Below are 15,314 nucleotides of genomic sequence, written 5' to 3'. Positions count from 1 at the left end.
GACTTGGCTGCTAGTGAAGTCACCCCAGTAGCTTTGGTTGCTCCTTCTATCAATGGCTAAGTTTTAGCTTTTGATTGACAAAAAGCGCTCCTAGAAATAGGGGCGCTTTTTGTTTGGGGAAAATATTTTTCTAGACCTGTTTCTATCGGTTAAATCCCTTAAATCCGTAACTACCCTTACCTCCGTTGCCTTCCTTCTTGCTTTTTACTTATTTTTCTTCCTTTATTCTTTAATTTTTTATGATTACTATAGAATATAGCCACTATGCCGATCGAGATACTGTGACATACTCCACGGGCGAAATCTTATATTATGGTCTAGGATTCCAATAGTCGGATTCAGAATATGTTGGGCTTGCTATAAAGTGTTCGCTAGCAGCAATGCAATTGTGTCAATTCCAGAATCTAACCATAGACAAATGTAGCTGATCGGGAGTCGCTCCTCACCGTCCCAAGCGCTCTATTTCTAAAGAGGATTTGTATTATGAAAGATGGACAAGAAGTACGCCGCGTCTCCACAGCCGTCATTGCGGGTGTTTGCGGGTTGGCTTTACTGGCGGGAGGGGGCATTGCCTGGTGGACCGGGAACCGTTCGCCAACCCCCGCAGATACGCAGCCTTCTGCTCAAACTACCCCTCCGTCGCTTTCCCCAATTCCTGGGGAATCTCCTGCTGTAGTTATCCCCGTGCCCCCTCCAAATCCTGTACAAGTGCCACAGGTTCAGACGCCACAGGTTCAGACGCCGCAGGTTCAGACGCCTACAGCTCAGACGCCTAACGCTCTGGTGCCAAAGTCACCGCAGCCCAAGCCTTTGCCGCAGACTGATGTCCAGACAGTGCAAGTCTACTGGGTTAAAGATGCGAGCGGCAAATTTGAGGGAGTTCCTACGAAAGTAGCTGTCAAACAAGCTGACAAGCCTGATGCAGCTTTACAAGCTGCTTTTACCAGTTTGTTGGCTGGGCCGAAGGATGGAACTGTTTCTAGCGAAATCCCTAATGGGACAAAACTCAGGGGTTTGAGTGTTAAGAATGACGGAGTTTATGTCGATTTATCGGCCGAATTTACTGCGGGGGGAGGGAGCAATTCGATGACTGGCCGGTTAGGGCAAGTTATCTATACGGCTACGAGTTTACAACCGAATACCAAGGTTTGGATTTCGGTGGAAGGGAAGCCTTTAGAACTTTTAGGCGGCGAAGGTTTGGAGGTGGCTCAGCCGAGTACCCGCCAAAGTTTTGACAAAAATTTTCCCCTTTAGTAATTATGAGTCATTAGTTAGGAGTCATTAGTTAGGAGTCATTAGTCATCGGTCTGAAGGCAGAGAGTAGGGATTGATAACTTATGACTCAGGGCTGATGACTCATGACCACGAATTTCAAAGGTGGTACAAGCCGCCGGATTTATCCGTGGAATCAATCCCAAATCGAAAATCTAAAATCCTCCAGCCCCCGCATTTATCTCGCGCAAGTCAATCTAAAATCTAAAATCTAAAATCTAAAATCGATTGACTGGGGGCTGAGAACTAATTTTCAGTGCTTCGTAGTTAGACTAAATGCCCGAAAGTGTAGGGCTTGCTGTTCGATCCGGCTGGCAAGCCGATCGCACACCATATTACACAGCTCGAAAATCAACTCGTCTTGCACCTTATAATAAGCTGAAGTTCCTTCACTCCGGCGAGTGAGGATACCAGCTTGGAGCATGAGTTTTAGGTGCTTAGAAACATTGGCTTGACTCGTTTGAGTAGCTTCCACCAATTCTTGCACGCATTTTTCGCCGTCGCGAAGCAAGTTCAAAATTCGTAAACGCATGGGTTCGCTCAAAATACTGAAATACTCAGCAACTTGTTGCACAACCTCTTGCGGGACAGGCTGGGATGACTTCATCAAACTCACCGGAGAGAAGTGATCGGGAAATATTAGCATTTATTCTGTCCATAACAATAAAGTAATCCTTCAATCCGGATTAATTCGCATCAACACTTGACCGTATTCGACAGGTTCGCCATTTTGAACTAAAATTTCCATCACTTGACCGGAGACTTCATCAGCATCGATCTCGTTCATCAGCTTCATCGCTTCGATAATACAGACTGTCTGGCTGACCTTGATGCGATCGCCCACATTGACAAAAGGAGGCTCATCAGGAGCAGCCGCGCGATAAAACGTTCCTACCATCGGCGAGATAATTGGCACCCATTTCGTATCGACAGAAGCAGGTACGGCAGCAGGTGCGGCGACAGGGGCGACGGGTACAGGGGCAGCCAGATCCGCTGCTAAATTTTGGTCAACAGCAGGAGGTGAGGCTAAAGTGGGGCTAGCAACAGCGGTCAACGCGCTCGGAGCGACAGTCGTCACGGCAGCCGGGAGCGCTGCAGAGGTGCCTGGTGAACTTGCCAGAATGCCTTTGCGTACTGTCAGTTCAATATCCCCACTTTTTAAGGTCAGTTCCGAAATGCCAGTTTTGTCTAATACAGTTAGCAGGTCACAAAGCTGGTTTAAGTCTAGTTGCACAGCAGATTCAAGGGTAATTGAGAATTGAAAATTGAAAATTGAAAATTGAAAATTCAGAATTCAGAATCAGGCGAAGCTAGGAGAATTCACCGAGTTTGGAGGCAAAAGGGATAGTTTTTAAGCTGTGAGTGATGAGTATTGAATTTTGACTTCTTTAACTCATAACTCAGAACTAAAAACTAAAAACTCCCTTTTATTCCCTCGTTTCTATTCTCGGCCGAGGTACTTGTCTTCACGAGTATCAATCCGAATCCGTTCTCCAATGGAAATAAATAAAGGCACCATAACCTGAGCTCCGGTGGAGACGATCGCGGGTTTGCTGCCACCAGTGGCAGTATCTCCTTTGACTCCGGGATCGGTTTGCAGCACTTCCAAGACAACAGAGTTGGGCAGTTCCACTTCCATGATTTGGTCGTTCCAGCGCAGGATGCTGACTTCCATCCCTTCACTGAGGTACTTGACACGATCGCCTATTTGCTTGGCACTGAGGCGACTTTCCTCGTAAGTTTCCATATCCATAAAGACAAACTGGTCGCCCTCTTTATAGGTATGCTGCATCACACTCTTTTCCAGGTTGGCTTGAGGCATAGTCTCGCCCGCCCGGAAGGTTTGTTCTACTACGTTTCCGGTTTGGACGTTTTTTAATTTTGTCCGCACGAAAGCCGAGCCTTTTCCTGGCTTGACGTGGAGGAATTCGATAACCCGCCACACGCCGTTATTCCATTCAATTGAAACACCTGGTCGAAAGTCGTTACTGGAAATCATATAAATTTTTGCGGGCAATCCCGTCGCCTTGGGGCACGGGGGAACTACAGTCAGTCGATTTTAGATTTTAGATTTTAGATTTTAGATTTACTCCACAGATGAATTTGGGAGATTGAACCTTGGTCTAAAATTTTGATCTCTCCACGACAGGAGTCTGGGGATTGTATCCGTTTTTGAGCGGGTCAGGTTAAAGCTGCAGTCTAGCTGACGGCATCAAAAAGCAATTGGCATTTTATTTTACCGTTCAAAGGGAGCAAGTGCTGTACGGAAAGCTAAAAAGCTCTCAAGGGAAGGAAGTTCTGCCGCGAGCAGTGTAGGGCATTTAAGGGATAGAGGGCGGGCAGCGCTGTGGGAAGATAAGAGAGGCAATAAAAGTTAAAGTTATGTTGCATTGGCCTAATTTCTCGATCGATACGTGCAAGCGCTGGGTCAAAACCCTCGCTTTAGCGCTTCTGCTGTTCACTCTCGGACTGAGTTTCAGTGCAGTCTCCCATGCCAAACGTCCCAGCAGCAGTATGCCTGCAGGGAATGCGATTACGGACGGCCGGGCGCTGCTGCGCTTCGCTTTACCTATTGACAATCAGACTGTACGAGAGTTGCAAATCAGTCTCGAAGACATTGGCAACCACATACGATCTAAACGTTGGGGGCCCATTAGCAGCGATGTCAGTAAGGCTTCCAGGATTCTCAACCTTCGGGAGTCTGACATTTTAGACAGTATTCCCGAGGCGCAAAAGCCGCAAGCTGAGGCGCTAGTTGCACGAGTCAAGGAGGGAGTTGCTCAACTGGAAAAGGCTGTTGAGGCTAAAGACAGGGAAAAAGTGATTGAATTGAAACCTACAATCCTGGGCACGGTAGGCGAAATCGAAGAGTTGATGGTGACAAAGTTCCCGTTTGAAGTGCCTGCCAAGTATGCTAATCTGCCTCAACTGAAAGGGCGCGCTACTGTGGCTGTACAAACTGAAAAAGGGGAAATTACTGTTGTGGTTGACGGCTACAGCGCCCCGGTTACGGCTGGTAATTTTGTGGATTTGGTCGATCGAGGTTTTTATGACGGTTTGCCGTTTATTCGATCGGAAGAATCCTACGTTTTGCAAACGGGAGACCCCGAAGGCAAGGAAGAGGGTTTTATTGACCCAGCTACTGGCAAATACCGGAATATACCGCTAGAAGTGCTCGTCAGGGAGGAAAAAGAACCTATTTACGGGATTACTCTAGAAGATGCGGGCCGCTATCGCGACGAGCCTGTTTTGCCTTTTTCTGCTTTCGGTACAGTGGCTATGGCCCGTACAGAAACTGACCCTGATAGCGCTTCTTCTCAGTTTTTCTTTTTCTTGTTTGAACCTGAACTCACGCCCGCTGGTCTGAATCTGTTGGACGGCCGCTATGCTGTTTTTGGTTACATGATTGAAGGAAAAGAAGTTTTGGAGCAACTGAAGCAGGGAGACAAGATTGTATCTGCTAAGGTAGTTAAAGGAATCGAAAATTTGGTGCGACCTCAAGTTTAATTAGTGACGGCGATTGAAATCGCTTTTACACAAACAAAGCCCGCCTGCGCGGGCTGAAAAAATCAATAGTGACAGGCATAGAAATCTTTTCTAAATAAAGAAAGGTAACGGCGATTGAAATCACTTTTACACAGACAAATCCCGCCGGAATCAGGTTGGAAGAAGAGATAATTTTTATAGTTTCGTTATTGAAATTAGGAATTGCATCGAAAATATGGCTATTTTACAATTTTTATTGGTAATGGGTTTGGGCGGATTCGCAGGCTTGTTGATTGTAAAAAATGTGAATGAAAACAAGCAAAAGCAGCGGTTGGATGAGGCTTTTTATCAGTTGTTGGAAACTCAAAACAGTCAAATTTCGCTGATTCAACTGGCGGCTAGTGCTAGGGTTGAGGCTGAAGTTGCTCAGCAGTATTTAACTCGGCAAGTTAAGATTTTTTCGGCGGTTTTAGAGGTAGATGATGAAGGAGATACTTTTTATAGGTTTCCTAGGTTGCGCTTGCCGCCGAGTTCGGGTAAGGAATGGTGAATTGAGAAAGTGCGATCGACTAATTCAAATTTATGAAAGTTAAAGATATCGGTGAACAAGGTCTTTTAAGAATATTGCAAAAATTCTGCCCCGCCGAAATAGTGGGTGATGATTGCGCTGTCATGCCTACAAATCCCAACCAATCTCTGGCTATCACTACAGATATGTTAGTGGAGGGAGTGCATTTTAGCGATCGCACTACGGGGCCTTATTACGCAGGATGGCGCGCCGCAGCGGCGAATTTGTCGGATCTGGCTGCGATGGGAGCAACGCCTCTGGCGGTGACTGTAGCCCTCGCTGTGGCGGCGGATACGGCTGTGGAGTGGGTTGAAGAGTTTTACCGGGGGATGACGGCTTGCTTGCAAGAATATCATACGCCGATCGTCGGTGGCGATGTTGTGCGATCGCCCGTGGTGACTGTGGCGATTACTGCTTTCGGACAAGTTGAGTGCGATCGTACCATTAGTCGGTCAAATGCGCGATCGGGCTGGGCGATTGTCGCCACGGGTGTTCACGGAGCCTCCCGCGCGGGATTAGAATTGTTGTTAAATCCAGAATTCGGGCAAAATCTGGAAAAGGTCGATCGGGCTTCCTTAATTCTCGCTCACCAGTGCCCTAAACCGAGACTGGATGTTTTGCCGATTATTAGGGAAATTTTAGATTCTGCGGGTGAGTTTTCCCTCGCCGGAATGGACAGCAGCGACGGTTTAGCTGATGCAATTATTCAAATTTGTCGGGCTAGCGGTGTTGGCGCAAAAGTCGATCGGACAAAAATACCAATTCCCGATATTTTCAGCGAAATTGTATCAACCGAAAAAGCTTTAGATTGGGCATTATACGGCGGCGAAGATTTCGAGTTAGTGCTGTTTTTGCCGATCGCAAATGCTCAGTTATTAGTGGAAAAAATAGGAAATGGAGCCGCGATTGTGGGAACAGCTACGGATAGCACGGATATCTGGTTAACTGATAGCAGCGGTATTTATCCTGATGGTATATTAAAGCTCGATCGAGGATTTCAACACTTCTGAATTATCTCGCTTGTCCGCATAGGTGGACTTGGTTTGTGTAGACGCGGTTTCAGCCGCCGGGTTTTTTGCTGTTATTGTAGGCAGTAGCCAGATTATTTTGAGTTTGCGTCCATTTTTCGCTACCGGGTTCGCGATTATTTAAAACTATTTGATAACCAGTAATGGCAATTTCAATATTATTCGCTTTATTCCCACTGGGAAAGTCACTAATATGAATACTCAAATTTTCAATAAGACCGATAATTGAGCTAATTGTTTCTGAGTTTTCGCCGGCTATTAACTTCTGCGCTACTTGCTGTAAACTCTCGGCAAAACTGGCATTAAGGAGATGTTGTCGCCCTTCCAGCATCGGGTAAATTACTGCTGTATCCCCGCTGCTATCTTGTTCTGCTTGCAATAATTCTAGGAAAAAGTTTGCATACTCTTGGAAATTTTCACTGGCAGAATTATTGCTATCTACGTCATCGTTCATATCGATGAGTGGCGCTAGGTAACTAGCTAAATGTCGGAGGAACTTAGCGCCATTCTCGCCTCCTTGTTCGGCCAAGGTTGAGGCTACTAACTCGCAAGTTTCCAGAAATCCGCGATCGAGGAATTCTGAGTTATCCTGTAATATCTGCGGTTCGTCTCCGTTGGGGGAATTCAGCAGGGTGTGAATTAATTGCAGATAGGCTTGGGCGCGGTTTTCTTCCATTGTGGCGAGTTGTCAATAACACCGGGATTTATTTTATCATGATTGGGGGTGGGTTTTTGGGTGGCGAGAAACCGGGTTTTTGCGAAGATATTTAATCGGAGGCGAAGCTATCGGAAAAAAACCGATTTCTGAGATGGTGCGTGGTGACGAGAAACCGGGTTTTTGCGAAGATATTTTATCGGAGGCGAAGATATCGGAAAAAACCCGGTTTCTGAGATGGTGCGCGAAGATGTCGGAAAAAACCCGGTTTATGAGATTTTTCAAGCTGCATCAGTTTAAGCATTAGCCAGCTTCTTTTTAATCATTGCCCAATACTCAGGGAAATCCTCACGGGTATATACTGTTAATGCTGCTTGATAAAAGGATCTCGCCTTTTCGAGATTTTCATCCCGCGAACCGTTGATTCTGTCATTATAGGCATTACCTAGATTATATTGAATCATGGCCCAATCTTCAGGAAAGTGTTCCGGGGTACGAACAGTTAAAGCAGCCTCAAAAAATGCGATCGCGCGATCGATATTTTCCGCCCGCGAACCGTTGATTCTGTTGGCGTAAGCAGCCGCTAGGTTATTTTGAGCCATTGCCCAATCTTCCGGGAAAGCCTCAAGGGTATATACTGTTAAAGCAGCGCCATAAAGGGCGATCGCCATTTCCACATTTTCGGCCCGCGAACCCTTTATTCTGGTAATGTAGGCAGCAGCTAAGTTGTTTTGAGTTTGAGCAAACTTTTCGCTTCCGGGTGTCCGATTATTTAAAACAAGTTGATAAGCGGCAATGGCAATTTCAATATTATCGGCTCTATTCCCACCGGAAAAATTACTAATATTAATGCTCAAGTCTTCAACGATACTGACAAGTGAATCAATAGTTTTTGCATTTTCCCCACCCACTAACCTCTCGACTACTTGCTCTAAAATGTCCGAAAAACGAGGATTGAGTAGATGTTTTCGTTCAGCTAGCATCGGGTAAATTACTGCTGTATTGCTATTGCTACCATCTTCGGCTTGCAATAATTCTAGAATAAAGTTTGCATACTCTTGGGGATTTTCACCTGCGGAGATATCACCATCGTTGATATCGATTAATTGTGCTAGCTGGCCGATCAGTTGCCGCAGGAAATTAGCACCGTTTTGTCCTCCTTGCTGTGCCATTTTTTCTGCTACTAACTCGCAAGTTTCCAGAAATTCGACATCCAACAATTCTGAGTTATCTTGTAATATCTGCGGTTCTTCGCCGTTGGGGCAATTCAGCAGGGTGTGAATTAGTTCTAGGTAGGCTTGGGCGCGGCTTTCTTCCATTGTTAGGGAGTTGTGAATAATATCGAGATTTATTTTATCATGATTTTACGATATTTTGTAGGGGCGGGTTCGCCAACCATATATAACAATTACCAGCCATCTATATAAACCCGCCCTGCCACCACCGATAACCCACGTCAACCTAAAATTTGCCTCGCATCGCCAAAATGTAAATGATGATTGTTGGTTGGGTGGGGGCGGGTTTTTGAGATGGTTTATTTCAGGCAATTATGGTTGGTGAACCCGCCCCTACAGGATGTATGAAAGATTATTTTGATTGTGCGCGGGTGGCTAGAAACCGGGTTTTTGGGAGATACTTCATTACAGTCGATAAAAATCGTAAAAACCCGGTTTCTTTGGAATTTTAACCGCAGATTTTCCTACTAACAACTAGATAATGCTACCTTGGGCATTAATCTATCCAAAATTTGCTCGATCGCAATTACTGTCCAATCAATATCAGCTTCTGTGGTTTCTCGCCCCAGAGTCAAGCGAATTCCACCAACGGCCCCGATTTCGTCATATCCCATTGCTAATAATATCGGACTGGGAGTTAGTTGGCCGCTGCTACAAGCAGAACCGGAACTAATGCCAATTCCTGCTAAATTTAGCTGCCGCACGAGTGTTTTGCCTGTTATTCGCCCTGTATCTCTCTGTTGATAAGGGCGGGAGGAAGGGGAGACTATGCAAAAACTGACGTGGTGCGGCAGCCGGAAATATCGATCGCCCGTTGGTACTAAACTGGGTACGTGGGATAATCGGTCAAAAAGCCGATCGCGCAATGCAATTAACCTCGGCGTTTCCACATCTATTTCCTGCAATGCTAACTCTGCAGCCACCCCAAAACCGACAATTGCCGGCAGCGCTTGTGTCCCGGAACGCAGTTTCAATTCTTGGCCACCACCGCCTAACATTGGCACTAATTCTACTCCCGGACGCACGTAAAGCGCCCCCGCACCTTGCGGCCCGTAAAGTTTGTGACTGGAAAGGGAAAGCAAGTCTACGGGAAGTTTCTGCACGTCTACTTGCAGCTTGCCGGCAACTTGAACTGCATCGGTATGAAACAGGATATTGCGATCGCGAGCAATTTGTCCTAATGCCTCGATTGGTTGCAGCGTGCCTACTTCGCTTTGTCCGTAAATGATGGAAATTAACACTGTATTCGATCGCAGCGACTCTTGCAAATCCAAAGGGTGAATGCGCCCAAATTTATCCACCGGTAGCCGCGTCACTTCCCATCCCAACTGTTCGAGTTGTCGCGCCGGTTCTGCTACTGCGGAATGCTCTACGCTGGAGATAATGATATGCTGCGGCTTTGTATAAAGACGGGCAATTCCCATAATTGCCAAATTGTTCGCTTCAGTGCCACCACTGGTAAAAATCATCGATTCCGGTAGCGCGTTAATCAAGCTAGCAACCTGCATTCTTGCTAATTCTAAAGCTGTCGCTGCCCTTTGTCCCCACTCGTGCAAACTGGAAGGATTACCCCACTGCTGAGTCAGGGCTTTTTGCATGGCTTGAATCGCTTCGGGGCGTGCGGGTGTTGTGGCACTATAGTCTAGGTAAATTTGCATGATTTTAAATAACTAATGACTAAGGACTAATGACTAATGACTAATGACTAATGACTAATGACTGATAACTAACTTCCTGGTTTGCAGACGTTGTAGTCTTCGTGCGACAAAACTTTTTGGGGAGTTAAGAAAGTGCCGCAATCTTCACAAAGCATTCTGTAGTTGCGAGTTACAGGAATACTGATTATCAAACGGTTGTGACGCAGGCGTTTGCCGCCGAAATCTCTGTAATTCTTATTTTCGCCCAAAGCTGCTATAATTGCTCGGGCTTTAGTGACTACGTGGTCGGGCAGACCTCTGAGATCGATGATATCTCTAGCAAATGATGCTTCCCTCTCTTGTTTTTTGGTTTGTTTTTGTGTCAGCACTTCAACGTACTGCTGCTGCGCCACCAACTCTTGCGTGCAGCGATGGCACGCTTTACCATATCCTTTGTGACCGCACGGAAAAATTCTTTTTCTTTTAGCCATAAAGCAGCGGTATAGGGTTTGACCCACGCCCCTGAATGCTGCTACCCTACCAGTGATGCTTCCGGCATCGAGGCAGTTCTACAAGACGTAAAATCTATTCCCTTGCATAAATTTAATAGGTTGTAACTTTACTCGATCCAATAGCTTTGAACTGTGGTTGGGCTAATAACCTCTATATTTTTTAAAATTTTGTGGCTGTATTGTATTATCATTTACTCGGTTTCTGTTGTGCGGGGCTGGTGGCGCTCAATCTGGCGGGCTGCGGACAAACAAAGCAAGACGTGCAGAATTTACCTCTCACTCTGGCTCCATTGCCTCAAGACCCCTTGTTGCAAGTATACTTCAATCAGTCGATCGCTTCGAGTTATACAGAGCCTTACCGCCAGCAAACTAGACCCGGAGATGATTTAGAAAACTCGATCGCTGTGGCGATCGCCAGTGCGGGATCGACGGTAGATGTAGCGGTTCAGGAGTTTCGCTTGCCCGGTATTGCGAGGGTTTTGGCCGAACGAGGGCGATCGGGAATTAAAGTTAGATTAATTGTCGAACATATGTATAGTCGCCCTTGGAGCGATTTTAGAGGTCAGGAATTAGCGAAATTACCGGAAAGAGAGCGCGATCGTTATAACGAATTTGTGCAACTTGCCGATCGCAATAAAGACGGTAAATTAAGCGCCGAGGAAATCAAGCAAAATGATGCTTTGGTAATTGTCAAGGATGCGGGTATTCCTGTAATTGACGATACTGCTGACGGCAGTAAAGGCAGCGGTTTGATGCACCACAAATTTGTGGTAATTGACGGCAAAACGGTAATCGTCACTTCGGCTAATTTTACCACAAGCGATATACACGGCGATTTCAAGACAGCCGCAAGTCGCGGCAATGCGAACAATTTGCTAAAAATTGAAAATGCTCAAATAGCGCAACTATTTACTCAAGAATTTAACATCATGTGGGGCGACGGGCCCGGAGGCAAACCGGACAGCAAGTTTGGCATCAAAAAGCCGTTTCGTCAAGTGCAAAAAGTAAGAGTAGGGAATTCGACAGTGGCGGTGCAATTTTCGCCGACTTCCCAGACTTTGCCTTGGGAAAAAAGCGTTAACAGTTTGATAAATCGAAATTTGGGTAGTGCGAAAAAGTCGGTTGATTTGGCATTGTTTGTATTTTCGGCTCAGCGGTTGTCCAATACTTTGGAAATTGAAGCTAGCCGGGGAGTTGCGGTGCGAGCTTTAATTGACTCTAATTTTATTTATCGCTCTTACAGTGAAGGTTTGGATATGATGGGTGCGACTTTCATCCAAGATTGCAAGTTAGAAGATGACAATCGCCCTTGGAGAAAGCCGTTGACTACGGTGGGAGTGCCGCTGTTACCAATGGGCGATCGCCTGCACCACAAATTCGGCGTTGTGGACGGCAAAACGGTGCTTACAGGTTCTCACAACTGGAGTGAGGCTGCAAATCACGGGAATGACGAGACGTTGCTGGCGATCGAGAGTCCCGTAGTTGCAGCCCATTTTGAGCGGGAGTTCGATCGGCTTTACAAAGGTGCAACCTTGGGAATTCCCCCCCGAATCAAACAGAGAATTGATGCTAAGAAAAAAGAGTGCGATTCACTACAAGCAGCATCAAAATCTGCGAGTGCTAAACCTCAAATTGCTGCGGGTAAAAAGTTAGTTAATTTGAATGCCGCGACTCAGGAAGAATTAGAAACCTTGCCTGGGGTGGGCCCGAAGTTAGCCGAGAGAATTATTGCCGCGCGGCAACAGCAACCTTTCACCTCTTTGGACGATGTGGCGCGGGTTCAGGGCATTGGGGACAAGATTTTAGAGAGATGGCGCGATCGAGTAACTTGGTAGTTAAGTTCGTACTCCTTAGATATTGCACCATTCTCAAGAACAGGCAAGATGCCTGTTCCACAAGAAAATTCACTCTTTGTGGAACGGGCCGGAGAGCCCGTTCATAAAAGGCTTATTGACAATGGTGCAACCTCTCAGTAATCAGGACTTCATTCCTGACTCTACAAAGTTCACAGTCATAACTTCCGTCCTTCCTTTCGCAACTCAGCATCAAAGACTCCAGCCCTCACTAGAAACCTATTCGATATACTTTGACAACACCTCAGCTCTCAAGTTAAAATAACTGCTAAACAAAATGCTATCTATTCACATTAGAGGTATAGAGAGATGAAACACGCCAGATTTGTTACGGGGAGGCCGCAAATCAAATTCCTAGCTATTTTGGTGGGGGCTTTTTTTTTGACGCTAGCAGCTTTCACCGTTAGCGCCCAGCAGAGTAGCGAAGCACAATTTAGGGTCAAAAACGAAAACGCTTTTAATATTAATTTAATTCAATTTAAGCGCACTGAATATGTAGGCCCCTGTGCCGGTACTGTCTTCTCCCCTGATTCGCAAAGCGCTCGATTTGTCTCCAGCAAAACTCCTCCGGGCCCTAACAGAAGGGTAATGATTAAAAATGTGACTGATGGCATGGAAACTAACCCCTATCCCTACACAGACCGAGGTTACAACAAAGGTGAGTTTTCCGAGGATTTTGGATTTAAGTTGGGTAACAGTCACAAAACAAGAACTTTTTCGGTTTTAGAGGGAGAAAATAAGTTTCTCTATGAAATTAAAGAAAATGACCAAGTTATAGAACAGGGTTCGCTGACGGCTGAAGTTTCTATACAAAACTTAGGTACTTTTCCCCGTCAACAAATTTGTCAAGATCGGGTAGAATGTCGGGATACTTCTGATTGTCGCGACCGTAAAGGCAGAAAAAGAACTTGCAGACAAGAGTGTTTTCCTGTTCAACAGTGTCGCTGTCCGTAACTGCTTGAAAAATACCTAATTCTTTTAATTAACCCCAGAGGAATAAAAGAAGAGAGGCTAAAATTAATTAAGAGAACTAAAACCGGAGCGCGGATAAATATGTCTCAGTCTGTTTTACCTGTTTCGGAAACCGATCGAGTTGATGCTTCGCCCACCTTAACTTTTGAAGAATATCTTGTCTATGAGGGAGAACCTGACGTTCTCTACGAACTTCACAGGGGAAAATTAATACCGATGGCAGCCGCAACGGCTTTACACGCAAGCATCTGCGAATTCTTAGTTTACATATTGCAGCGTTACTTAGCTGAACACAATCTCGATTTGGTGGCAAAAACTAATGTGGGAGTGAGAACGGAAGAGAATTCCTCGCGGATTCCTGATGTGATTGTTTGTACTCAAAGTCTTTGGGAACAACTGCTTGCCAGACCTGGTGCTGGCGTCTTCGATTTAGATGAAACGCCAGTGTTAATTGTTGAAGTTGTCAGCCAAAACGAGCGTCAAGATTACGTGACAAAAAGAGCAGAATACGAAAATGCTGGAGTGCCGGAATATTGGATGGCAGACCCTAAACCTAACCGGACTAGGGTCAGAGTTGTAACTTTGCCGGAAAATGAAACTGCTTACGAACAAACGAATTTTGTGCCAGGGCAAAACATCGTGTCTTTGCAGTTTCCAGATTTGATTTTATCAGTGGATCAAATTCTATCTCCCCCACTTGTCGAAGATTTAATCAGACAAGAACAATCTCGATTACAGCAAGCTGACAGACTGGCGGCGCGCTTGCGGGAGATGGGAATAGACCCGGATACTATTTAATTGATTTTTTGTGGAACAGGCATCTTGCCTGTTCCGCGAGAATTAAGTAATGGGGTGAAAGTAGAATGCCGCTCCTAACACAATATATGTTGCTAAAAGCAGCACTCCTTCGAGCCAATTAGAGCGGCCGTCAAGACTAATTAGATTAGCAATTGTCACTGCGATGGCAACTGCAACTACTTCAAACGGATTGAAGTTTAAATCCATCGGCTGATGAATTATTAATCCGATAATCACCAACACCGGCGCTACCAGCAAAGCAACTAGCAAACTCGAACCCATTGCGACAGAAACTGACAAATCCATATTGTTTTTCATCGCAACTCCCACCGCAGTTACATATTCAGCGGCGCCGCCAACAATCGGCAACAGAATTACCCCTGTAAACAGCGGCGTTAATCCCAATCCTTTGGTAGTTTCTTCGACAACACCGACGAAAATTTCTGATTCAAAAGCAACGGCAACAGTTGAGGCAACTAGCACTCCTATCCACAGCCACAAATTCGGTTTGTGCGTAGTAGATTCCTCTTTGGTATTTTGAGGATTTTCTGACTCTAGTTCTACTAAGCCAACATCGTAAAGATAGCTGTGCGTTTTTAATGAAAATAGGAGAGTTAGAGCGTAAACTGCAATTAGGACGATCGCAGTTATTAAGGAAAGATTCTGAATGGCTGCGGGTTCGACTCCATTGGAGGTATAAATTACCATTGTCGGCAGCAGGATGGCAATCACTGCTAGAGTCATTGTGGAACCGTTCACCCGCGCGATTATTGGCTTAAATTCCTGTTCTTTGTAGCGGATTCCTCCTAGCAGCATGGAAAATCCCATGACTAAAAGCAAGTTGCTGATAATTGTACCGGTTATGCTGGCTTTCACAATGTCAATTAAGCCGGCTTTCAGGGCAACTATGGCAATAATTAATTCCGTAGCATTGCCGAAGACTGCATTTAATAAGCCGCCTATGGAGGGGCCTGTAACGATCGCCACTTCTTCTGTTGCTGTGCTCAACCAAATCGCCAGAGGTATAATGCCTAAAGCGGATGTGATGAAAACTGCAAGGGAACCCCAGTGCAAATACTCAGCGGCGATGGAAATGGGGATGAAAATTAACAGCGCTATGGAAAGAATCTTTTTGATTGACATAGGAACTCGGATGGTGTAAGGAAGGGTGAGGTCGAGTTGTCGGGGCGATCGCAAAGTTGATTTTACACTATTCAACTATTCTCTGACAATTCTGGCGGCAAGTGCGATCGATAAATTGGGAATTTTTAACCGCAAATGCACCCAGATCGAGGCAG

Annotated in this window: 15 protein-coding genes; 7 read left to right on the top strand and 8 right to left on the bottom strand. The window is 45.7% G+C overall.

Annotated features, from left to right (window positions below; genetic code table 11):
- Window positions 1–483 precede the first annotated feature (483 nt).
- Window positions 484–1,254, top strand: coding sequence for a GerMN domain-containing protein (locus QUB16_RS22425; protein ID WP_333319512.1), 771 nt, complete (start codon window positions 484–486; stop codon window positions 1,252–1,254).
- A 271-nt stretch (window positions 1,255–1,525) separates the two neighbouring features.
- Here the strand turns inward: QUB16_RS22425 and QUB16_RS22420 are convergent, their stop codons facing one another.
- The 3 genes from QUB16_RS22420 to efp form a co-directional block, all read right to left on the bottom strand.
- The gene (locus QUB16_RS22420) at window positions 1,526–1,918 is read right to left on the bottom strand and encodes an ArsR/SmtB family transcription factor (RefSeq protein ID WP_006631662.1); all 393 of its coding nucleotides are present in this window, start codon (window positions 1,916–1,918) and stop codon (window positions 1,526–1,528) included.
- A 30-nt stretch (window positions 1,919–1,948) separates the two neighbouring features.
- A complete protein-coding gene (gene accB / locus QUB16_RS22415; RefSeq protein WP_333319509.1) occupies window positions 1,949–2,506 on the bottom strand; it encodes an acetyl-CoA carboxylase biotin carboxyl carrier protein in 558 nt (185 codons plus the stop codon).
- Between the two features lie 207 nt (window positions 2,507–2,713).
- Window positions 2,714–3,271 carry an elongation factor P gene (gene efp / locus QUB16_RS22410; RefSeq protein WP_333319507.1) on the bottom strand — a complete coding sequence of 186 codons (558 nt, stop codon included), beginning with the start codon at window positions 3,269–3,271 and terminating at the stop codon, window positions 2,714–2,716.
- A gap of 383 nt (window positions 3,272–3,654) precedes the next feature.
- Between efp and QUB16_RS22405 the strand changes: the two genes are divergently transcribed.
- From QUB16_RS22405 to thiL, 3 genes are all read left to right on the top strand, one after another.
- Window positions 3,655–4,779, top strand: coding sequence for a peptidylprolyl isomerase (locus tag QUB16_RS22405; RefSeq protein WP_333319505.1), 1,125 nt, complete (start codon window positions 3,655–3,657; stop codon window positions 4,777–4,779).
- Between the two features lie 214 nt (window positions 4,780–4,993).
- Window positions 4,994–5,308 (top strand): hypothetical protein, encoded by a 315-nt coding sequence (locus QUB16_RS22400; protein WP_333058575.1) that lies wholly within the window; start codon window positions 4,994–4,996, stop codon window positions 5,306–5,308.
- Window positions 5,309–5,340: 32 nt separating this feature from the next.
- The gene (gene thiL, locus QUB16_RS22395; RefSeq protein ID WP_333319503.1) at window positions 5,341–6,336 is read left to right on the top strand and encodes a thiamine-phosphate kinase; all 996 of its coding nucleotides are present in this window, start codon (window positions 5,341–5,343) and stop codon (window positions 6,334–6,336) included.
- 49 nt (window positions 6,337–6,385) lie between these two features.
- On the opposite strand, the gene QUB16_RS22390 is transcribed toward thiL, so the two are convergent.
- From QUB16_RS22390 to QUB16_RS22375, 4 genes are all read right to left on the bottom strand, one after another.
- Window positions 6,386–7,030: a hypothetical protein gene (locus QUB16_RS22390; protein ID WP_333319501.1), complete on the bottom strand. Its 645-nt coding sequence runs from the start codon at window positions 7,028–7,030 to the stop codon at window positions 6,386–6,388.
- A gap of 275 nt (window positions 7,031–7,305) precedes the next feature.
- Window positions 7,306–8,328 carry a tetratricopeptide repeat protein gene (locus QUB16_RS22385; RefSeq protein WP_333319499.1) on the bottom strand — a complete coding sequence of 341 codons (1,023 nt, stop codon included), beginning with the start codon at window positions 8,326–8,328 and terminating at the stop codon, window positions 7,306–7,308.
- A gap of 383 nt (window positions 8,329–8,711) precedes the next feature.
- A complete protein-coding gene (locus QUB16_RS22380; protein ID WP_333319498.1) occupies window positions 8,712–9,902 on the bottom strand; it encodes a cysteine desulfurase family protein in 1,191 nt (396 codons plus the stop codon).
- A 68-nt stretch (window positions 9,903–9,970) separates the two neighbouring features.
- Window positions 9,971–10,372, bottom strand: coding sequence for a DUF7682 family zinc-binding protein (locus tag QUB16_RS22375; protein WP_333143337.1), 402 nt, complete (start codon window positions 10,370–10,372; stop codon window positions 9,971–9,973).
- 191 nt (window positions 10,373–10,563) lie between these two features.
- On the opposite strand from QUB16_RS22375, the gene QUB16_RS22370 reads away from it, so the two are divergent.
- The 3 genes from QUB16_RS22370 (at window position 10,564) to QUB16_RS22360 (ending at window position 14,016) form a co-directional block, all read left to right on the top strand.
- Window positions 10,564–12,228: a DUF655 domain-containing protein gene (locus QUB16_RS22370; RefSeq protein ID WP_333319496.1), complete on the top strand. Its 1,665-nt coding sequence runs from the start codon at window positions 10,564–10,566 to the stop codon at window positions 12,226–12,228.
- A gap of 327 nt (window positions 12,229–12,555) precedes the next feature.
- Window positions 12,556–13,200, top strand: a complete 645-nt coding sequence (locus QUB16_RS22365) for a hypothetical protein (RefSeq protein ID WP_333319494.1) — start codon at window positions 12,556–12,558, stop codon at window positions 13,198–13,200.
- Between the two features lie 99 nt (window positions 13,201–13,299).
- Window positions 13,300–14,016, top strand: a complete 717-nt coding sequence (locus tag QUB16_RS22360; protein WP_333319492.1) for a Uma2 family endonuclease — start codon at window positions 13,300–13,302, stop codon at window positions 14,014–14,016.
- A 42-nt stretch (window positions 14,017–14,058) separates the two neighbouring features.
- On the opposite strand, the gene cax is transcribed toward QUB16_RS22360, so the two are convergent.
- Window positions 14,059–15,159 carry a calcium/proton exchanger gene (gene cax / locus QUB16_RS22355; RefSeq protein WP_333057645.1) on the bottom strand — a complete coding sequence of 367 codons (1,101 nt, stop codon included), beginning with the start codon at window positions 15,157–15,159 and terminating at the stop codon, window positions 14,059–14,061.
- Between the last annotated feature and the right edge of the window lie 155 nt (window positions 15,160–15,314).

It is taken from the genome of Microcoleus sp. D3_18a_C4, assembly GCF_036702415.1.
GTDB lineage: Bacteria > Cyanobacteriota > Cyanobacteriia > Cyanobacteriales > Microcoleaceae > Microcoleus.
Note: the sequence above shows the minus strand (reverse complement) of the source record. Positions and strands in the feature narration are given on the sequence as shown.

What these genes read in the sequence shown, in the direction of transcription:
- QUB16_RS22360 (WP_333319492.1), top strand. Translation starts at nt 13,300, where the DNA reads ATGTCTCAGTCTGTTTTACCTGTTTCGGAAACCGATCGAGTTGATGCT.
- QUB16_RS22380 (WP_333319498.1), bottom strand. Translation starts at nt 9,902, where the DNA reads ATGCAAATTTACCTAGACTATAGTGCCACAACACCCGCACGCCCCGAA.
- QUB16_RS22405 (WP_333319505.1), top strand. Translation starts at nt 3,655, where the DNA reads ATGTTGCATTGGCCTAATTTCTCGATCGATACGTGCAAGCGCTGGGTC.
- QUB16_RS22385 (WP_333319499.1), bottom strand. Translation starts at nt 8,328, where the DNA reads ATGGAAGAAAGCCGCGCCCAAGCCTACCTAGAACTAATTCACACCCTG.
- QUB16_RS22365 (WP_333319494.1), top strand. Translation starts at nt 12,556, where the DNA reads ATGAAACACGCCAGATTTGTTACGGGGAGGCCGCAAATCAAATTCCTA.
- thiL (WP_333319503.1), top strand. Translation starts at nt 5,341, where the DNA reads ATGAAAGTTAAAGATATCGGTGAACAAGGTCTTTTAAGAATATTGCAA.
- QUB16_RS22390 (WP_333319501.1), bottom strand. Translation starts at nt 7,030, where the DNA reads ATGGAAGAAAACCGCGCCCAAGCCTATCTGCAATTAATTCACACCCTG.
- efp (WP_333319507.1), bottom strand. Translation starts at nt 3,271, where the DNA reads ATGATTTCCAGTAACGACTTTCGACCAGGTGTTTCAATTGAATGGAAT.
- QUB16_RS22375 (WP_333143337.1), bottom strand. Translation starts at nt 10,372, where the DNA reads ATGGCTAAAAGAAAAAGAATTTTTCCGTGCGGTCACAAAGGATATGGT.
- cax (WP_333057645.1), bottom strand. Translation starts at nt 15,159, where the DNA reads ATGTCAATCAAAAAGATTCTTTCCATAGCGCTGTTAATTTTCATCCCC.
- QUB16_RS22400 (WP_333058575.1), top strand. Translation starts at nt 4,994, where the DNA reads ATGGCTATTTTACAATTTTTATTGGTAATGGGTTTGGGCGGATTCGCA.
- QUB16_RS22425 (WP_333319512.1), top strand. Translation starts at nt 484, where the DNA reads ATGAAAGATGGACAAGAAGTACGCCGCGTCTCCACAGCCGTCATTGCG.
- QUB16_RS22420 (WP_006631662.1), bottom strand. Translation starts at nt 1,918, where the DNA reads ATGCTAATATTTCCCGATCACTTCTCTCCGGTGAGTTTGATGAAGTCA.